This window comes from uncultured Ferrovibrio sp., assembly GCF_937960835.1.
GTDB lineage: Bacteria > Pseudomonadota > Alphaproteobacteria > Ferrovibrionales > Ferrovibrionaceae > Ferrovibrio.
In genome coordinates, this window is record NZ_CALGPC010000003.1 from 127,120 (window position 1) to 144,451 (window position 17,332).

The following is a 17,332-nucleotide window of genomic DNA, read 5'->3' on the forward strand; positions in this document are numbered from 1 at the left end:
TCTACGGGCGGACGAGTCGGGGGGCAAGCCAGCATCGCTCCCCCACCCACCGGCAGCCATCCTGATTTATTTCGTGTCCCGCCCCTAACAACACACGCAACACGTGTTTATCCTCTCGGCGCATCACGGGGAAAACATCCACTTATGATTACGCTTGGGCTGCCTGCTGGCTGCGGCAGCCCTGCTCTGGATTTCGCCCCCTCCTTTGTGCAGGACAAGATTGGCGTTGTGATGCTGCACGGAAAAAAACCGTCCATAACAGCCTCAATGAAGCGCGGCAGCAGGTGGCGTCCGGCCAGGGCGACAATCGCCGCGATTTCATGGGTCTGAACCATCCTTGCAAGTGCGGGCCATGGCCAGGTGGCGGCATGGATCAGCAGGCGGTTATGAATTGGTGTAAACTGGAAGCCTCCTGAAGGAGTGCTTCCATGACTGAGGGATTGCTGTCTGTCCTGACTTTGCTCGCTGCTTTGGGCAGCGGACTGATCGGTGGCGTCTTCTTCGCCTTTTCCACCTTCGTGATGAAGGCACTCTCCCGGCGCCCGGCCGCCGAAGCCGTCGCCGCCATGCAATCGATCAACATCGTCGTGATCAATCCCTGGTTCATGGCGGCCTTCCTGGGAACCGCGGCACTTTGCCTCCTCCTTGCCGTCCTGGCATTCACCCAAGGCCCGGCGCTGGCTCTGCCCCGGATACTGGCTGGCGCAGCTTTGTATGCCGTCGGCACGTTCGGCGTGACGATGGTTTTCAACGTGCCGCGCAACAACAGGCTGGCGCGGATGCAGCCTGCCAGCGCGGAGGCAGCCGCTTACTGGCCACGCTACGTCGCTGAATGGACGGGATGGAATCACCTGCACACCATTGCCGCCTTGGCTGCATCAGCGGCGTTCATGCTGGCACTATTTGGAATCGATTAAAAAATCCCAGGGATGCTCTCCATAAGGGCTGCTGGAGCCGAAACCGATGCACGACTGCCTGCACCGGCGGCTGCGTAAAAGCTGCCCCCCATAGCGCCCCGTCATGATATGATGGCGCCATGGAGCAGAAACCCCATGCCTCGCCGGCCTGCGCACTGAATGAAGCGCCGGACAGTTATCTTGGCTATCTGACGCCGGCAGAGATTGCCGCGCAGCTTGCGGCCATTGCACGCGCCGCGCATGCAAGCGGCCGGATGGCCTGGGCCGAGAAGATCGAGAGCATCCTGCGCAAGTTGCCATCCGCCTCACCTGCGCCCGAGATCGCGGATGCCGGCGCCGCCCTCGATGCGCTGCTGCCGAAGATCCGCGATGATGGACTGCACGCGACGCTGAAATCGCTGCGTGCGGAGTGGTAGACAGCTAGGCCTGTTCCGGCCCAGGCGGTCCACCGAAAGGCTTTCCTTCACCCGGCGCCATTTCGCCCTCGCCCTCGCGCTCCCGCAGGACACGCAGCGGCGGCGCGCTGCCATCCTTCTGGGTGCCGAAGTAGATGGTGCGATGCGGCCGCGGAATTTCGATTCCCAGCTCATCGAAACGCTTCTTGATGCGCTTCTGGAATTCACGTCGCACGTTCCACTGCTGGAACGGGACGGTGCGGAACCGCGCGCGGATGACAAAGCCCGACGTATCCAGCCTTTCCACGCCCCACATCTCGAATGGATCCAGGATACGGGCATTCCATTCCGGCTCGGCGCGGAATTCCTCGGCCAGCGCCTTCAACACCTCGATCACATGGTCGGGATCCTCGCGGTAAGACACATTGATGTCGAACACCGCCTGGGCGTAGCCGCGCGTCATGTTCTTGATCTTGGTGACCTCGCTGTAGGGGATGACGTGAACGATGCCGTCAAGGTCACGCAGCTTGATGGTGCGGATCGAAATATCCTCCACCACGCCGGCATTGCCGCCGAGATCGACGATATCGCCCACCGCCACCGTATCCTCGGTGAGGATGAAGATGCCGGTGATGATGTCTTTCACCAGGGTCTGCGCGCCGAAGCCGATGGCGAGACCGACCACTCCTGCGCCTGCCAGCAAGGGTGCGATATTGATGCCAAGCTCTGAGAGCACGATCAGCCCGGCGATCAGGCCAAGGATGATCGACACGGTGCGCCGCAAAAGCGGCAGCAGCGTGCGCACGCGGCCCGAGCGCGGCGTCGGGCGCCCATCCGGGCCCGGCTGCGTCAGGTAGTATTCAATGCCGGTGGCCGTGGCTTCCCACAGTGCAACCGTAATCATCAGCACGAGCAGGATGGTGACCATCCGTGCGACGACGGTGCGCCCGGTTTCGGTGGCAAGCCATCCCAGCGCATCGATGCCCCAGGACTGCAGGATCGCGAAGACCGCAATCACATAGATCACGCTCCGGATGATGCTGAGCAGAAGCGGCAGGTAGCGGTTGGCGCGTGCCTCCAGGCCGGGAAACCGAGCACGGGTTTCCCGGCTGATGGCGAATAGCCGGCCAAAGGCGCGCTCGGCAGCGAAACGCAGTGCGCGTGCCAGTACAATGATCGCAATCGTCAGCAAGGTGCCGCGCAGGACGACGCGGAAACCGCCTTCGACGTCGAAGGCCCAGATCGCGTAACTGACAGCGATGTAGAGGATTGCCAGAACATGCCAGATATCGCCGATGCGCTGTCTCAGGACGCGCCAGGTGCGGCTCTTCTGCGGTGTTTCAGGTACGCCCGCATCTTGAGACGGTGCGGTCGCTGCGGCATCGGCAGATGGCTGCTGCCCTCGGATACGGGCGGCAACCGGCGTGCGGATTTGCAGCACCAGAACGGTCAACAGGCCAGCGAAAGCAAAGCCGATCAGCTTGGCCAATGTGTCGACGGCTTCCGGCGGCACACGCACGCGCTCGGCAATCCGGACCACCCCATAGCCGTAGATCGCAACAGCGCTTAAGCGCCGCAGCCAGAGCAATGCGTAATGGGCGCTTTCCTCGTCCAGGCGCAGCAGGCGATTCTGCACTGCGCCATTGGTCAGCAGCGTTTCGGCCGCGATCCCGATGGCGCGCCCCCCGACAAAGGCGAACACGACGATCTGCGCCAGGTCGCGGGTCAAGGCGTTGGGGGCCAGAAATGCCAGGATGCCATGGGCACTGGCGGCGAAGACGGCAATCGGCACCAAACCGATCAGCACCCGCAGGATCGCAAACAGCACCTGAAGCCAGGCGCTGGGGCGCTGGCCTTGTCCGCTGCGCGGTGCATGTAAAGCGGCCAGAGGCCGCCGGATCAGGATATAAGCCAAAGCCTGCAACAGCAGCGCCGCGAGCAGCGTAGCGCCCAGCTTCAGCAGCACATCGGTCCATAAAGCACGTCGGCGCGGATCCTCGATCTGCAACTGCGCCCAATCGGCCAAAGCGGGAAGATCGGAGAACAAGGCGCCGATGGCGGCAAAGGCACTGCCGGCCTTGCGCATCTGTGTCAGCACACCATCCACAATGGCGGAGCTTGGATCTTCCGCCTCAGCAGGGGACGTATCGCTGCCGTCACGCAGCGTTGCCAAGGCGCGCAGGGCCTGGATCAGCTTCCTGCGCTCGTTTTCGTCTTCCAGGCGATCGGCGAAGGCTTGCAATTCGCCAGCGCTCAGCGGCGCTGCCGCGGCGGAAGACTGCGCCTCGGATGATGCCTGGACTGTTGGCAGCAACAAAGACGGCTGTGCCGCGGCCGTTGCCGTCGTCAGAAGGCCAAGACAGAAACATAACAATGTCAGGGTTCGCCGCGCCGGCTGACGCAGCCTGGAGAGAATCGGATTTTCAGTCATCGGGGTGAGCATTTAGCCCATTTTCCGGCATTAGCCACCCCATCGCCGGCTGCCGGGCTGATTGGTTTCGCTCCGCAGTAATAGTCTTCGCAACCAATAGCTTGCGGCTGCACATCAGGCTGATCCTTTGGCCTCGCAAAGGCAGCGCCTTGATTGGTGGACACTCTCAAATGAGAAGATGTGGCGCCCAGGAGCTCAAGCCAAGCACGCAAAATCAAAGGCTTACGGGTTGGCGGGACACTCGCCCCTATCCGCATTTTGCCCCTGAATGTCCCCCGGTTCCATTCCGCATCCAGGCGTGGAACCAATTGTCCAGGATCGGTTGGGCGCCGTTTCTCATAATCTCGGTTTATCGCCTTTGGCGCATAATTCAGAAATATGCGCTAATTCCGATATTTCATTTTTATCGGAATTAGCGCATAATGAGGTTGGAGTGAAAAATGTCCGACCTCGCCCGTACACCGCCCCAAATCGGAAACCTGATCCGCCGCGCCAGGAAGAAGCGTGGCCTGAGCCAGTCGCAACTCGGCGAGCTGGCGGGCCTGCGCCAGGAGACGATCTCGCTGATCGAGACCGGCAACCCGGCCGCGAAGCTGAAGACCATCCTCGCCGTGCTGGCCGCCCTCGACCTTGAATTCCGGATCGTCCCGCGCAGCAAGGGCGCTGCCGCCGAGCTTGAGGACATCTTCTGATGCCACGGCGTCCCCGCCACCAACCGTTGCACGTGCTGATGAACAACCGCCTTGTTGGCCACCTGCACAGGGCGGCCAGCGGCGCGGCTCCTGAACCAGTCAGGATCGCGCAGAACCGCAAGAGCCGCCATATCGACGGCGATCTCATCCTTGGACTTACCTGACGCCTCCAGAAGAGTGAATGGAATTTGGATCGTCGTTGTTTAAGGCGAGCCTGATGAACTTTGCATGAAATGTCTCACGCAATCTCAGCCAGTAAGTAGCTGGTACTGCGCCCCCCTCCCTCGTCCTTGACCAATATTTTACGCTCCAGAAGATCTGTGATGTCGCGCAGCGCCGTGTCCGGCGAGCACTTCTCGATCTTCGCCCATTTCGACGATGTCAGCTTACCTTCGAAGCCGTCTAGCAACCGGTTCAGCATGTCGCGCTGACGTGGGTTTAGGGAATCGCCCGCGTGCGTCTCCCAGAAACGCGCCTTCTTCAATACGCCTGCCAGAATCACTTCCGCACCCTCGAACGCCCGCGACAGGCATGCAAGGAACCACCCTAGCCACTCTGTAATGTCCAGGTCGCCCTTCTGCGTCCTTTCGAGAATCTCGTAATATGCCTTGCGCTCCTGCCGGATTTGCGCGGACAGGCTGTAAAAGCGTTGTGTGCTCTGCTCTGAGCGCGCAAGCTGCATGTCAGCGATGGCGCGCGCGATACGTCCGTTACCATCCTCAAACGGGTGGATGGTAACGAACCACAGATGGGCAACACCCGCCTTGAGCACTGGATCGACGCCGGCTTTAGCGTTGAACCAATCAAGAAATATCTGCATGTCGCCGGAAACACGCGATCCTTCCGGCGCCTCATAATGCACGCGCTCGTGCCCAACCGACCCCGAGATCACCTGCATGGGTCCAGCTTTGTCGTCACGCCACGCGCCGACGATGATGCGGCGCATCCCGCTGCGCCCGGTCGGAAACAGGGCTGCATGCCAGCCGAACAATCGCTCGTCGGTGAGTTCCTGATCATACTTCTGGGTCGCGTCGAGCATCATCTCGACGACGCCCTCGACATCGCGATCCGCCGGAATCAGCCCACCGATATCCATGCCCAGACGCCGGGCAATGGATGAGCGCACCTGATCGCGATCCAGGATCTCACCCTCGATCTCGCTGGACTTCAGGACCTCCTCAGTCATGGTCCGGAGGGTTGCCTCGCTGCGCAGCTCGAAGCCGAGCCCCTCCATCCGCCCGATCAGCCGTCCCTGACGGTGCCGGACGGCGGCAAGCGGCTCCGCCAGGACCTTGTGATCCCAGCGGAACTCCGGCCAATCCGGCAATTCATGAATATAAGGCATAATCTCCGCATCCCATGCGGTGATTATGCCAGCTATTCCCCGCACCACTCAAGTATAATCTCCGCACATCATGCGGAGATTATCGCACGGGCGGCCCTCGCCTTTGGCTTCGTCTATATCCATCCGTTCGAGGACGGTAACGGCCGCATTCATCCGTTATCTGATCCACCATGTCCTCGCCGAACGCGGCTTCAGTCACCGGGCGTGGCGTTCCCGGTCTCGGCGGCGATCCTCGACCGGATCGACCGCTACCGTCGGGTGCTGGAGAGCTACTCCCAGCGCCTGCTGCCGCTCATCCAGTGGGAGACGACACCCGAAGGTTGCCTCCTTCATCGACATGCCCGAACGCATGACCGACCTCCTCTTCACCAGAACGGCGGACGCGTCTCGCAACGCGCCCGCAAAAAAGAATTCGCGGCCCTCACCGACGAAGAAGCCACGCGCATCGAGACGATCTACCGCGAGGCCTTCGGCGAAGCCTGACACAACTGCGGCTGCGACCTCTCGCTCAAACATACTCCTTTGACTTCGGCCCTCACCATCACCCTGGCGAGGGATCAATACCGAATGTGGAGGCGCGAAGGTGGCTCCGGGAGCGCGGCGAGCAGAGCCCGGTGTGGCGCAGCCGACGCGCGCGCAATAGGTATTTGCGCAAGGCGGGCATCGCGATTGCCGCGTAAAACAGCGTGAACGAGCGCCAGCTCATGGCGATCTTCGGCTGACCAACCATGAAGGAGACGGCTCGCTACATGAAGGCCGCGCTCCAGAGGTGCGCGCTGCGAACGCCATGACGCTGTCATGCTGGATCAAAAACCGAACAAAAATGTCCCGCTTTGCCCGCACCGCAGACCGGCGGACATTTTCCGCATCTAACTCTTTGAAAGATCAGGAGTGCGATCAGGAATGGTGCCCAGGGACGGAATCGAACCGCCGACACGGGGATTTTCAGTCCCCTGCTCTACCATCTGAGCTACCTGGGCCCACGGGCAACTGCGAGCCGGAATGGGCCGCAACGGCGCGCGGTTATAGACAAAATCCCCCTGCCTGTCCATATCAACGGCTGCACAATTTTTTCAGCTTCGCCAATCGCTTCGTTCCACCGTTATGTCTGCCGCCCCCGTCATCGCCGTTGCCGGTCTGACCAAGACCTATGGGTCGGCAGCCGCCCCCGTGGTGGCGGTCGATGGCATCGATTTCACGGTGCCGGCCGGCGGGGTGACGGCCCTGCTGGGCGGAAATGGTGCCGGCAAGACCACGACCCTGGCGATGCTGCTTGGGCTGCTCAAGCCTACGGCCGGCAGCATCACCGTGCTGGGCATCGACATGCTGCGCGATCGCCACCGCGTCCTGCCGCGCATGAATTTCTCCAGCCCCTATGTCGATCTGCCGCATCGGCTGACAGTGGCGCAGAACCTGCGCGTCTTCGCCGACCTCTATGCCGTGCCGCACCCGAAGGATCGAATTGCCGAGCTGGCGCGCGATCTCGATTTCACCGCGTTGCTCGACCGCCCCTCGGGTGCCCTGTCGGCTGGACAGAAGACGCGGGTGGCGCTGGCAAAGGCGCTGATCAACAAGCCGGAACTGCTGCTGCTGGACGAGCCGACGGCATCGCTCGATCCCGATACTGCCGATTGGGTGCGCAGCCTGCTGGAAACCTATCAACGCGAGCACAAGGCGACGATCATGCTGGCCTCGCACAACATGGCCGAGGTGGAGCGGCTGTGTCAGCAGGTGCTGATGATGAAGCAGGGCCGCATCGTCGATCGCGGCGCGCCCGGCGAGCTGGTCGCCCGCTATGGCCGGCAGAATCTGGAAGAGGTTTTTCTCGACATCGCGCGCGGCCGCGGCAAGGCAGCGGAACAGGCCACCGCATGAACGGCGAGCTTCTCGGTATCAATCCCTATCGCATCCTCGCGATGCTGCGCCGGCATTGGTATGTCCTGTCCGGCTCGTGGACACGCGTGGTCGAGCTGATCTACTGGCCGGCCGTACAGATGATCATGTGGGGTTTCCTGACGCAGTTCCTGGCCGGCAAGACCTCCTTCGTGGCGCAGGCCTTTGGCGTCTTCCTGGCCGGCATGATGCTGTGGGATTCGCTGTTCCGCGTGCAACTCGGCGTCGCCATCTCGTTTCTGGAGGAAATGTGGGCGCGCAACCTTGGCAATCTCTTCGTTTCGCCGCTGCGTCCCAGCGAATTCGCTCTTTCAGTGCTGCTGATGGGCGTGCTGCGCGCTTTGGTCGGGATGATCCCGGTCAGCCTGATGGCCTGGTGGTTCTTCGGCTTCTCGCTGTATGAGATGGGCTTTGCCCTGGCCGCCTTCTTTGCCAGCTTGATGATGTTCGGCTGGGCGCTCGGTATCGCCGTCTGCGGCCTGATCATGCGGCATGGCTTGGGTGCCGAAAGCGCCGCCTGGGGCGCGATGTTCCTGATCCTGCCGGTGGCGGCCGTCTACTATCCCGTCGCGGTACTGCCGGATTGGCTGCAGGTGATCGCCTGGTCGCTGCCGCCGGCCTATGTCTTCGAGGGCATGCGGGCGCTGCTGATCGACGGCGTGTTGCGCACCGACCTGCTGCTGGGCGCCTTTGCACTGAACGCACTTTATCTGGCGCTGGGCTTTGCCGCCTTCATGGGATGGTTCGAGGCGTCGCGCCAGCGCGGGCTGTTGCTGGGCCAAGGCGAATAAGCGCCGCGTCACCGCGCTGCGGTATTCTGGTGCTGCGGTATTCTGGTACTGCGGTTGCAGCCGCTCTACATCAGGGTCCAAAGATCATTCCGCCCAGCAGCCGGTTCGGCAGCAGCGTAAAGATCCCGGCGATGACCAGACCACCAAAGAAGAGCGAGATCATGCTCCAGCGATGGCTTTGGATATTCCGGCGCCGGACCTGGTAGATCGCCCAGGGCAACGTCACCAAGGCGACGACCGACAGGATATGGATCGGGCTGAACCCGCCCGGCCGCAGCCCCGTGATCCAGAATGAACTGATCGCCGCAATCGCCATCAGTACCACCCAGGCCCAGCCGAGCCGCTTATGCCAGCCCGTGCCCTTGCGCCGGATCAGCATGACGCATCCCAATACAAGGGCCGCCAGAGTAGAGGCCAGATGGATCTGGATGGCAGGGCTGGCGGTCAGGATCGGGGTGAAGTTCATGGCGGAAAACTAGCCCCACCCCCTGAAAATCGGCTATGCCATAGCTATATTCATGTGACTTCTATCACAGTCGCCGCTGGGGAAATCCCACGCCCCACATATCCAAGGATCTTGCCGTGACCGCCACCATCGCCCTGGTCGATGACGACCGCAACATCCTCACCTCCGTCTCCATCGCGCTTGAGGCAGAAGGCTACAAGGTCCGCACCTACAACGACGGCGCCGAGGCGCTGCGCCATCTCACCCAGCAGATGCCGGACCTCGTCATCCTCGACATCAAGATGCCACGATTGGACGGCATGGAAACCTTGAGCCGGCTGCGCCGCGTCAGCCAGGTGCCGGTCATCTTCCTCACCTCCAAGGACGAGGAGATCGATGAGGTTCTGGGCTTGAAGATGGGGGCCGACGACTACATCACCAAGCCGTTCAGTCAGCGCCTGCTGATCGAGCGGATCAAGGCGGTGCTGCGGCGTGCCGAGGCGAACAAGCCCGGCGCGGAGGAAACGGCAACCGACAAGCTGATCGTGCGCGGCCCCCTGGTGCTGGACCCGGCGCGGCATCGCTGCACGTGGAACGGCCATGACGTGACGCTGACGGTCACCGAATTCCTGCTGCTGGAGGCGCTGGCGCAGCGGCCCGGCCATGTGAAGAACCGCGACCAATTGATGGACGCGGCCTATGATGACAACGTCTATGTCGACGACCGCACCATCGACAGCCACATCAAGCGGTTGCGCAAGAAGTTCAAGGCCGTGGACGACAACTTCGACGCGATCGAAACCCTGTATGGCGTCGGCTATCGCTTCAAGGAGCTTGCGTCCTGAAGGAAACCCGCCCGCAGCGGCGGCTGATGTCGCCGCTGACTCGTCGCATATTACTGATCAATCTGGCGGCACCGATATCGCTGGTTCTGGCGTTCCTCTATCTCGACCAGTTCCGGCTGGGCCTGATCGAGTCCCGCCTCACCTCGCTGCGCTACGAAGCAAACCTTATTGCCGGCGCACTGGGTGAATCTGCGATCAGCACCGAGGAATTCGCGCCCGCCCTCGATCGCGAGATGGCGCGCCAGTTGCTGCGCCGTCTTTCGGCGCAATCCAGCGCACGGGCGCGGCTATTCGATGCCGAAGGCGCGCTGATCGCCGATAGCCGTCTTCTGCTTGCCGCAGGCCGCGGCGTCGTCACCCGGCAATTGCCGCCACCGGAGATCGACACGCCGTGGGAGCGGGCACTCGTTGAAGTCTATGAAAGCATCAATGCGCAATTCATGACCCGGCTCGACCTGCCGAAATATGTCGAGCTGCCCTTCACCCATGCCAACGACTATACCGAGACCCGCAAGGCGCTCTCGGGCGACAGCGAAAGCCAGCTTCGCGACCTTGGCGGCGGCCGCATCATGCTGTCCACCGCAGTCCCAGTACAGGGCCTGCGCAAGGTGGTTGGCGCTCTGATGCTCAGCGTCGACAGCACCGAGATCGATACCAGGGTGCGTGAGGAGCGCCTGGCGGTGCTGAAGGTCTTCGCCGCCGTGCTGGGCTTCACGGTGCTTGCCTCATTGTATCTCGCCGGCGCCATCGTGCGGCCGATCCATCGTCTGGCCGAGGCCGCCGAACGCATCCGGGCGGCGAAAGGCCGGATTGCCCATCTGCATATTCCCGATTTTTCCAACCGCGACGACGAGATCGGCGATCTGTCCGCCGTCTTGCGGGCGATGACCGGCGCCTTGACCCAGCGGCTCGACTCCATCGAGCGCTTTGCCGCCGATGTGGCGCATGAGGTGAAGAACCCGCTGACCTCGCTGCGCAGCGCCATGGAAACCTTTGCGCGCACCGACAAGCCGGAACTGCGTGAAAGGCTGCTGAAGGTGATGCAGGACGACGTGCGGCGCATGGATCGCCTGATCTCCGACATCTCGGCTGCATCGCGGCTTGATACCGAACTGGCCCGCTCCGAGGCAGCGCCGATCGACATCGCCGAGATGCTGCGCTCGGTGGTGGAAACTTATGTCGTGCGCGGGCAAACCGAGCGGATGCCGAAGATCGAGCTCAAGCTGATCGAGCCCGGCCCCTATATGGCGCCGGGTTTCGAAAGCCGCTTGGGCCAGGTGGCGCGCAACCTGATCGACAATGCGATCTCCTTCAGCCCGCCCGGCGGAACCATCACCGTCACGGTGCGGCGCGAGCCGAAGCATGTGGTTTTCACCGTCACCGACGAGGGGCCGGGCATCCCGGAGGAAAATCTGGAATCCATTTTCGACCGCTTCTACAGCGAACGTCCCGCCGACGAGGCGTTCGGGCTGCATTCCGGCCTGGGCCTGTCCATTGCCCGGCAGATCGTGCAATCGCTTGGCGGGCGAATACATGCCGAAAACCGAGATGACGGCGTAAGCGGTGCACGTTTTGTGGTACGGCTGCCGCTTTAACCATCATCGGCATGTGATTTCACAGGGGCATGTATTGACTCTCCATGAGGTCAACGGCAGGCTGCGCGGCCATGCTAACTCTCCATGCCAGCTGCGTGGCATTGGCCGGCGAAGCGGTGCTGCTGCGCGGCCCGTCCGGTGCCGGTAAATCCGATCTTGCCTTGCGCTTGATCGAGGACGGCGCGCAATTGGTTGCCGATGACCAGACGCGCTTGCGCCGCGATGGCGCCATCCTCCAGGCGACCGCGCCGGAACGCCTCTATGGTCTTCTTGAAATCCGCGGCCTTGGCCCGGTCGATATCCGCACCATGAATTTAATGCCGGCAGAGACTGCACGGCTGCGCGTGATTTTCGATCTGCTGCCGCGCCCTGAAGTGCCGCGCCTGCCGGAACCGCGTTTTGAGACACTGCTTGGCGTCACCCTGCCCTGTCTTGCTCTCGATGCGTTCAGCACCAGCGCGCCCGTCGTCGTGCGCTGGGCCTTGCGCCTTGCCATCGCGGGCCGCCTGTTTGAGCCGGCGGAAGTGCATGACATGAGGCAACCATTGTCGCGCGGGGCCTGATGGCGGAAATCATCCAGATGCAGCAGATAGCGCCGGTTCGGGTCGTGATCGTCAGCGGCCTTTCCGGCGCCGGCAAGACGACCACGCTGAAACTGCTCGAGGATATGGGCTATGAGGCTGTGGACAATCTTCCATTGTCTTTGCTGCGTCGTCTGACCGCGCCGGAGGAGACCGGCCCGGTAGCGCATTCTGGAGGAGATACTTCGCGGCGTGCGATTGCCGTCGGCGTCGATACCCGCACCCGCGATTTCCAGTGCGAAGCGCTGTCTGCGCTGGTCAACGAGTTGCGGCGCCGCGCCGATCTCGAAACCAGCCTGGTGTATTTCGACTGCGACGATGACGTTCTGCTGAAACGGTTTACAGCAACACGGCGGCGCCATCCGCTGGCCGCCGACCGCCCGGTTGCCGACGGCATTGCGGCCGAACGCCGGCTGATGTCCACGCTGAAGACCGAGGCCGATCTCGTGCTGGATACCACCGCGCTGTCGCTTCCCGACCTAAGGCAGGTCCTGGCCGCGCAATTTGCGCTGGACGACCAGCCTGACCTTAGTATCATGGTGATATCCTTCTCCTATAAACTCGGCCTGCCTCGCGAGGCGGATCTGGTGTTCGATGTGCGCTTCCTGCGCAATCCTCATTATAACGACGAATTGCGGCCTCGCACCGGCGAGGATCCGGCTGTGGCAGCCTATGTCGCCGCCGATCCGGGTTATGCCGACTTCTTTACCCGACTGTCCGAGATGATCACCGCATTGCTGCCGCGCTACGCCGCCGAAGGCAAACGCTACCTGACCATTGCCATCGGCTGCACCGGCGGCCGGCATCGCTCGGTCGCCGTAGCGGAAGCGCTGGGCAAACACTTGCGTGCGGCGGGACAGCATGTCGATATTCGCCACCGCGATCGCGACCAGGCGAACCCTTGAAGCGCATCGAGAAACGCCTAACCCCATGACAGATATCGTCCCAGGATCGGCCCCATGATCGGTATTGTCGTCGTCACCCACGGTCGCCTCGCCGAAGAATTCATCCATGCGACCGAACATGTGGTCGGACCGCAGAAGAATCTGAAGGCGGTCTGCATCGGACCCGAAGATGATATGGAGCAGCGCCGGCAGGACATTCTGGCCGCTGTTGCCGAGGTCGATGCCGGCAAGGGCGTGATCGTTTTGACCGATATGTTCGGCGGCACGCCGTCGAATCTCGCCATCTCCATCATGGATCAGGCCAAGGTCGAGGTGATCGCCGGCGTCAACCTGCCGATGCTGATCAAGCTGGCCAGCGTGCGCACGAAATCCGAGCTGCCGGCAGCCGTCGCGGCCGGCCAGGAGGCAGGCCGCAAATACATCAATGTCGCCTCCAAGCTGCTGGCGGGGGAATCCGATTGATGGATGCGTCCCTCAACAAGGGCGGCGCGCTGCGGTGTAGCGTCACCATCGTCAACCAGCGCGGTCTGCATGCCCGCGCGGCGGCGAAATTCGTCCAAGTGGTGGCCAGGTTCCCGCAGGCCAAAATCCAGGTCCAGAAGGACGGCCAGACGGTGAACGGAGAGTCCATCATGGGGCTGATGATGCTGGCCGGTACCCAGGGCAGCAGCATCGAGATCATCGCCAGCGGCCAGGAGGCCGAGGCCGCCCTCAAGGCCCTGATCGAGCTGATCGAAGGCAAGTTCGGCGAGGCGGAATAGTCCGGACTTAATATTCCTATATAAAGATTTCTTTATATAGTGCTGGACAGACCTGTCCGCCCCCTGCTATATCCCGCCGGGTTTTCGACCCTGAACTGGAGCGGACGGACGATGAGTGCGGATTACAAGGTAAAGGATATCGGCCTGGCCGATTGGGGCCGTAAGGAACTCGATATGGCCGAGACCGAGATGCCGGGTCTGATGGCCGTGCGCGAGGAATTCGGCAAGAGCCAGCCGCTCAAGGGCGCCCGCATCGCCGGCTCGCTGCACATGACGATTCAGACCGCGGTGCTGATCGAGACGCTGAAGGCGCTCGGCGCGGATATCCGCTGGGCTTCGTGCAACATCTACTCCACCCAGGACCACGCCGCCGCCGCGATTGCCGCTGCCGGCATCCCCGTCTTCGCCGTGAAGGGCGAGACCCTGGAGGAATACTGGGAATACACCCACCGCATCTTTGAATGGTCGGACGGCGGCACGCCGAACATGATCCTCGATGACGGCGGCGACGCCACGCTGCTGATCCATCTGGGCATCCAGGCCGAGAAGGATCCGTCTGTCATCTCCAAGCCGACCAATGAGGAGGAGACCGTCCTCTATGCCGCGATCGCCAAGCGGCTTAAGGAGCAGCCCGGCTGGTATTCCCGCATGGGCGCTGCCATCCGCGGCGTGACCGAAGAGACCACCACCGGCGTGCATCGCCTCTATATGATGGCCAAGGAAGGCCGCCTGCTCTTCCCCGCCATCAACGTCAACGACTCTGTCACAAAGTCGAAATTCGACAATCTCTATGGCTGCCGCGAAAGCCTGGTGGACGGCATCCGCCGCGGCACCGACGTGATGATGGCCGGCAAGGTCGCCGTCGTCGCCGGTTTCGGCGATGTCGGCAAGGGCTCGGCTGCCTCTTTGCGCAATGCCGGCTGCCGGGTGATGGTCACCGAGATCGACCCGATCTGCGCGCTGCAGGCCGCCATGGAAGGCTACGAGGTGGTCACCATGGAAGAGGCCGCCCCCAAGGGCGACATCTTCGTCACCGCGACCGGCAACATCGATGTCATCACCCTGGACCACATGCGCCAGATGAAGCATCGCGCCATCGTCTGCAACATCGGCCATTTCGACAGCGAGATCCAGATTGGCGCGCTGCGGAACTACAAGTGGCACAACGTCAAGCCGCAGGTCGACGAAGTCGAGTTCCCCGACGGCAAGCGCATCATCGTCCTGTCGGAAGGCCGCCTGGTTAACCTGGGCAATGCCACCGGCCATCCGAGCTTCGTGATGAGCGCCTCCTTCACCAACCAGGTGCTGGCGCAGATTGAGCTGTGGACCAATCCGGGCAAGTACAAGAATCAGGTCTATACCCTGCCGAAGCACCTCGACGAGAAGGTGGCCAGCCTGCATCTCGCCAAGGTCGGTGCCAAGCTGACCAAGCTGACGCCGCAGCAGGCCAAGTATCTGGGCGTCGATCAGGCCGGGCCGTTCAAGCCGGACCATTACCGCTACTGATCCGCTCCCCTTGGGGAGCGCAAGCGATGGCCGGGCCGGAGAAATCCGGTCTGGCCATTACCATTTTGAAGCCTTGTATTCCCTGCCCCGGCTGTCGATAGTGACCCCCATGTTGGGGGTAGTGGTGACGAGATGTTGAGCGCGGCCGAATTAGGCCTGGGGCTGGCGGCCGTGGCCGCGGCAGGCTTGGCGGGCTGGCAGGCCTTGCGCGCCCAGCGCCTGTCCCGCCGCCTGCGCGAGACCGCCGCCGAGCGCGATCTGTTCGAGGCGGAGCGCTATGCCATTCGCACCGAAACAATCGCTCTGCGCGAAAAACTCGCGGCCCTGACCAGCGAGAGCGAAAACCGCAGCGCCGAGGCGCAGGCGCTCCGCCAGGCTGAGCTGGACGCCAGGGCGATCCTGGATGCCGCCCCCTTCCCAATCTGGCGCCGCGACATGCAGGCCCGGCTGCGCTGGGTCAATGCCCGCTACGCCCAGCTTGCCGAGACGACGCCCGAGGACGTGATCCGGCGCGGCCTGGAACTGGCCTCGCCGCATGATTTCGACCAGCCGCGCAACCTGGCACTGGATGCGCTGAACACTAAAACCCTGCAGACCCAGGAACGCCGCTTCGTCGCTGAAGGCGACCGCCGCAATTACCGCATCTTCGAACTGCCGGCGGGCGACGGCACGCTGGGCTTCGGCCAGGACATCACCGCCGAAGCTGATGCCCGCGGCCAGCTGCGCCGCCATATGGATGCCCATATGGAGGTGCTGCGCACCATCTCGACCGCCACCGCCATCTATGGCCCTGATCGCAAGCTGCTGCTGTGGAACCGCGCCTATGCGCGGCTTTGGGGCCTGGACGAGGCCTGGCTGGAAACGCGCCCCAGCTTCGGCGAGGTGCTGGAGCAGTTGCGCGCCGACCGCCGGCTGCCAGAGCAGATCGACTGGCAGGCCTATAAGCGCGGCCAGCTGGCGCTGTTCACCACTGTGATCGAGCGGCAGGAGGAATTGCTCCACCTTCCCGATGGCTCGACGCTTCGACTCATCATCAGCGCCTATCCGACCGGCGGCCTGCTTTTCGCCTATGACGACGTCACCCGCCAGCTCACCTTGGAGCGCGCCACCAACACCATGATCGCGGTGCAGCGTGCGACATTGGACAATCTCTACGAGGCGGTGGTCGTGTATGGCTCCGATGGCCGACTGTCGCTGTATAACCGCGCCTTCGCCCAGCTTTGGCAGATCGACCCGGATCTCCTCAATCGCCAGCCGCATCTGACCGAGGTGCTGGAAGCGGCACGGCCGCTGATGCAGCGCGGCCCGGACTGGGCGCAGCTGCGCGAGCGCCTGACCAACAGCTTTGCCGCGCGCAAGCCCACGCGCGGCCGGCTGGAGCGCGGCGATGGCCTGGTGATCGATTACGCTTCAGTGCCGCTGCCCGACGGGGCCGTGCTCTATACCTATCTCGATGTCAGCGACAGCATCCGCATCGAGCGGGCCTTGCGCGAGCGCAACGAGGCGCTGGAGCGTACCGACCGCATGAATGCGGCCTTCATCAATAATATCACCCACGACCTGCGCTCTCCGCTCGGCACGCTGATCAGCATGACCGAGGTGCTGAGCCAGGGCATTCTGGGTCCGATGAATGCGCGGCAGGAGGAGTATTGTCGCGACATCATGGTCGTGTCGCGCCACCTGCTGCGCCTATTGGACGACATCATCGCCATCGCCACTATCGAGGTTGGCCAGATGGCGCTGGAGCCCGAAGAAGTGCCGGTCGAAAAGCTGTGGCGCGAGCAGGCGGCGCATTGGCAGGAAGTGGCAGATCGCCGCGCCATCATTCTGGATTTGCCGAAAGAAACCCCGTTTGAGGCCGTCACCGGCGATGAGCAGCGCCTGCGCCAGGCGCTCGACAGCGTCATGGTCGCGGCGCTGGACGGCACGCCGCAGGGCGGCCGCGTCAGCCTCAGCATCAACGGCGTCGATACTCAGAATCTCAGCTTGCGCATCGAATGCCATAGCGGCGGCCTGTCGCCGGTGGAACCGCGTCAGCTTTTCGCCGATCTGGCCGATCCAGCCGGCGAACGCCGCGCCGACGCCGATCTCTCGCTGGTGGTCGCCCGCGGCCTGTTCGATCTGCACGGCGCCCGGCTGCATCTGGATACCGCCAGGGACGGCCAGCAGGCGGTGGAAATCCTCTTGCCGCGTAGCGTTGCGGCTGCACCCGTCCATCCTTAGAGTCACG

General features: G+C 62.8%; 17 protein-coding genes, 1 tRNA gene and 1 pseudogene. 15 read left to right on the forward strand and 4 right to left on the reverse strand.

Annotation, left to right across the window (positions count from 1 at the left end):
- The first annotated feature begins 428 nt into the window (after positions 1-428).
- Both Q0603_RS02945 and Q0603_RS02950 read left to right on the forward strand, forming a co-directional pair.
- Entirely contained in the window at positions 429-917 is a 489-nt protein-coding gene (locus Q0603_RS02945) for an anthrone oxygenase family protein (RefSeq protein ID WP_298721803.1), read from the forward strand.
- 119 nt (positions 918-1,036) lie between these two features.
- A complete protein-coding gene (locus Q0603_RS02950) occupies positions 1,037-1,333 on the forward strand; it encodes a hypothetical protein (protein ID WP_298721806.1) in 297 nt (98 codons plus the stop codon).
- Between the two features lie 4 nt (positions 1,334-1,337).
- On the opposite strand, the gene Q0603_RS02955 is transcribed toward Q0603_RS02950, so the two are convergent.
- Positions 1,338-3,626: a mechanosensitive ion channel domain-containing protein gene (locus Q0603_RS02955; protein ID WP_298721809.1), complete on the reverse strand. Its 2,289-nt coding sequence runs from the start codon at positions 3,624-3,626 to the stop codon at positions 1,338-1,340.
- 557 nt (positions 3,627-4,183) lie between these two features.
- Between Q0603_RS02955 and Q0603_RS02960 the strand changes: the two genes are divergently transcribed.
- Entirely contained in the window at positions 4,184-4,435 is a 252-nt protein-coding gene (locus Q0603_RS02960) for a helix-turn-helix domain-containing protein (RefSeq protein WP_298721812.1), read from the forward strand.
- 238 nt (positions 4,436-4,673) lie between these two features.
- Here the strand turns inward: Q0603_RS02960 and Q0603_RS02965 are convergent, their stop codons facing one another.
- Positions 4,674-5,783: a Fic family protein gene (locus Q0603_RS02965; RefSeq protein ID WP_298722179.1), complete on the reverse strand. Its 1,110-nt coding sequence runs from the start codon at positions 5,781-5,783 to the stop codon at positions 4,674-4,676.
- On the opposite strand from Q0603_RS02965, the pseudogene Q0603_RS19305 reads away from it, so the two are divergent.
- Positions 5,766-5,918, forward strand: a pseudogene (locus tag Q0603_RS19305) (hypothetical protein); the annotation flags it as partial. The gene Q0603_RS02965 and the pseudogene Q0603_RS19305 overlap by 18 nt on opposite strands.
- A gap of 66 nt (positions 5,919-5,984) precedes the next feature.
- On the forward strand, positions 5,985-6,263 hold the full coding sequence (locus tag Q0603_RS02970) for a hypothetical protein (RefSeq protein ID WP_298721815.1): 279 nt from the start codon (positions 5,985-5,987) through the stop codon (positions 6,261-6,263).
- 421 nt (positions 6,264-6,684) lie between these two features.
- Here the strand turns inward: Q0603_RS02970 and Q0603_RS02975 are convergent.
- Positions 6,685-6,760: transfer RNA gene (locus Q0603_RS02975), tRNA-Phe, on the reverse strand.
- A 124-nt stretch (positions 6,761-6,884) separates the two neighbouring features.
- Here Q0603_RS02975 and Q0603_RS02980 point away from each other — a divergent pair.
- Together Q0603_RS02980 and Q0603_RS02985 are read left to right on the forward strand one after the other, a co-directional pair.
- Positions 6,885-7,655, forward strand: coding sequence for an ABC transporter ATP-binding protein (locus tag Q0603_RS02980; protein ID WP_298721818.1), 771 nt, complete (start codon positions 6,885-6,887; stop codon positions 7,653-7,655).
- Complete coding sequence (locus Q0603_RS02985; RefSeq protein ID WP_298721821.1) at positions 7,652-8,464, forward strand: ABC transporter permease; 813 nt, start codon at positions 7,652-7,654, stop codon at positions 8,462-8,464. Before Q0603_RS02980 ends, Q0603_RS02985 begins: the two co-directional genes overlap by 4 nt.
- A 70-nt stretch (positions 8,465-8,534) precedes the next feature.
- On the opposite strand, the gene Q0603_RS02990 is transcribed toward Q0603_RS02985, so the two are convergent.
- Positions 8,535-8,930 carry a DUF2306 domain-containing protein gene (locus tag Q0603_RS02990; RefSeq protein ID WP_298721823.1) on the reverse strand — a complete coding sequence of 132 codons (396 nt, stop codon included), beginning with the start codon at positions 8,928-8,930 and terminating at the stop codon, positions 8,535-8,537.
- A 116-nt stretch (positions 8,931-9,046) separates the two neighbouring features.
- On the opposite strand from Q0603_RS02990, the gene Q0603_RS02995 reads away from it, so the two are divergent.
- The 8 genes from Q0603_RS02995 (at position 9,047) to Q0603_RS03030 (ending at position 17,325) form a co-directional block, all read left to right on the forward strand.
- Positions 9,047-9,754, forward strand: coding sequence for a response regulator transcription factor (locus Q0603_RS02995; protein WP_298721827.1), 708 nt, complete (start codon positions 9,047-9,049; stop codon positions 9,752-9,754).
- Positions 9,755-9,780: 26 nt separating this feature from the next.
- The gene (locus tag Q0603_RS03000; protein WP_298721830.1) at positions 9,781-11,349 is read left to right on the forward strand and encodes a stimulus-sensing domain-containing protein; all 1,569 of its coding nucleotides are present in this window, start codon (positions 9,781-9,783) and stop codon (positions 11,347-11,349) included.
- A gap of 71 nt (positions 11,350-11,420) precedes the next feature.
- Positions 11,421-11,912, forward strand: a complete 492-nt coding sequence (locus Q0603_RS03005; RefSeq protein WP_298721833.1) for an HPr kinase/phosphatase C-terminal domain-containing protein — start codon at positions 11,421-11,423, stop codon at positions 11,910-11,912.
- Positions 11,912-12,835, forward strand: a complete 924-nt coding sequence (gene rapZ / locus Q0603_RS03010) for an RNase adapter RapZ (RefSeq protein WP_298721835.1) — start codon at positions 11,912-11,914, stop codon at positions 12,833-12,835. Before Q0603_RS03005 ends, rapZ begins: the two co-directional genes overlap by 1 nt.
- A 54-nt stretch (positions 12,836-12,889) precedes the next feature.
- Positions 12,890-13,297: a PTS sugar transporter subunit IIA gene (locus Q0603_RS03015; RefSeq protein ID WP_298721837.1), complete on the forward strand. Its 408-nt coding sequence runs from the start codon at positions 12,890-12,892 to the stop codon at positions 13,295-13,297.
- Entirely contained in the window at positions 13,297-13,596 is a 300-nt protein-coding gene (locus Q0603_RS03020) for an HPr family phosphocarrier protein (RefSeq protein ID WP_298721840.1), read from the forward strand. Before Q0603_RS03015 ends, Q0603_RS03020 begins: the two co-directional genes overlap by 1 nt.
- Before the next feature lie 111 nt (positions 13,597-13,707).
- Positions 13,708-15,102, forward strand: coding sequence for an adenosylhomocysteinase (ahcY, locus tag Q0603_RS03025; protein ID WP_298721843.1), 1,395 nt, complete (start codon positions 13,708-13,710; stop codon positions 15,100-15,102).
- A 132-nt stretch (positions 15,103-15,234) separates the two neighbouring features.
- Positions 15,235-17,325, forward strand: coding sequence for a PAS-domain containing protein (locus Q0603_RS03030; protein ID WP_298721846.1), 2,091 nt, complete (start codon positions 15,235-15,237; stop codon positions 17,323-17,325).
- Positions 17,326-17,332 lie beyond the last annotated feature (7 nt).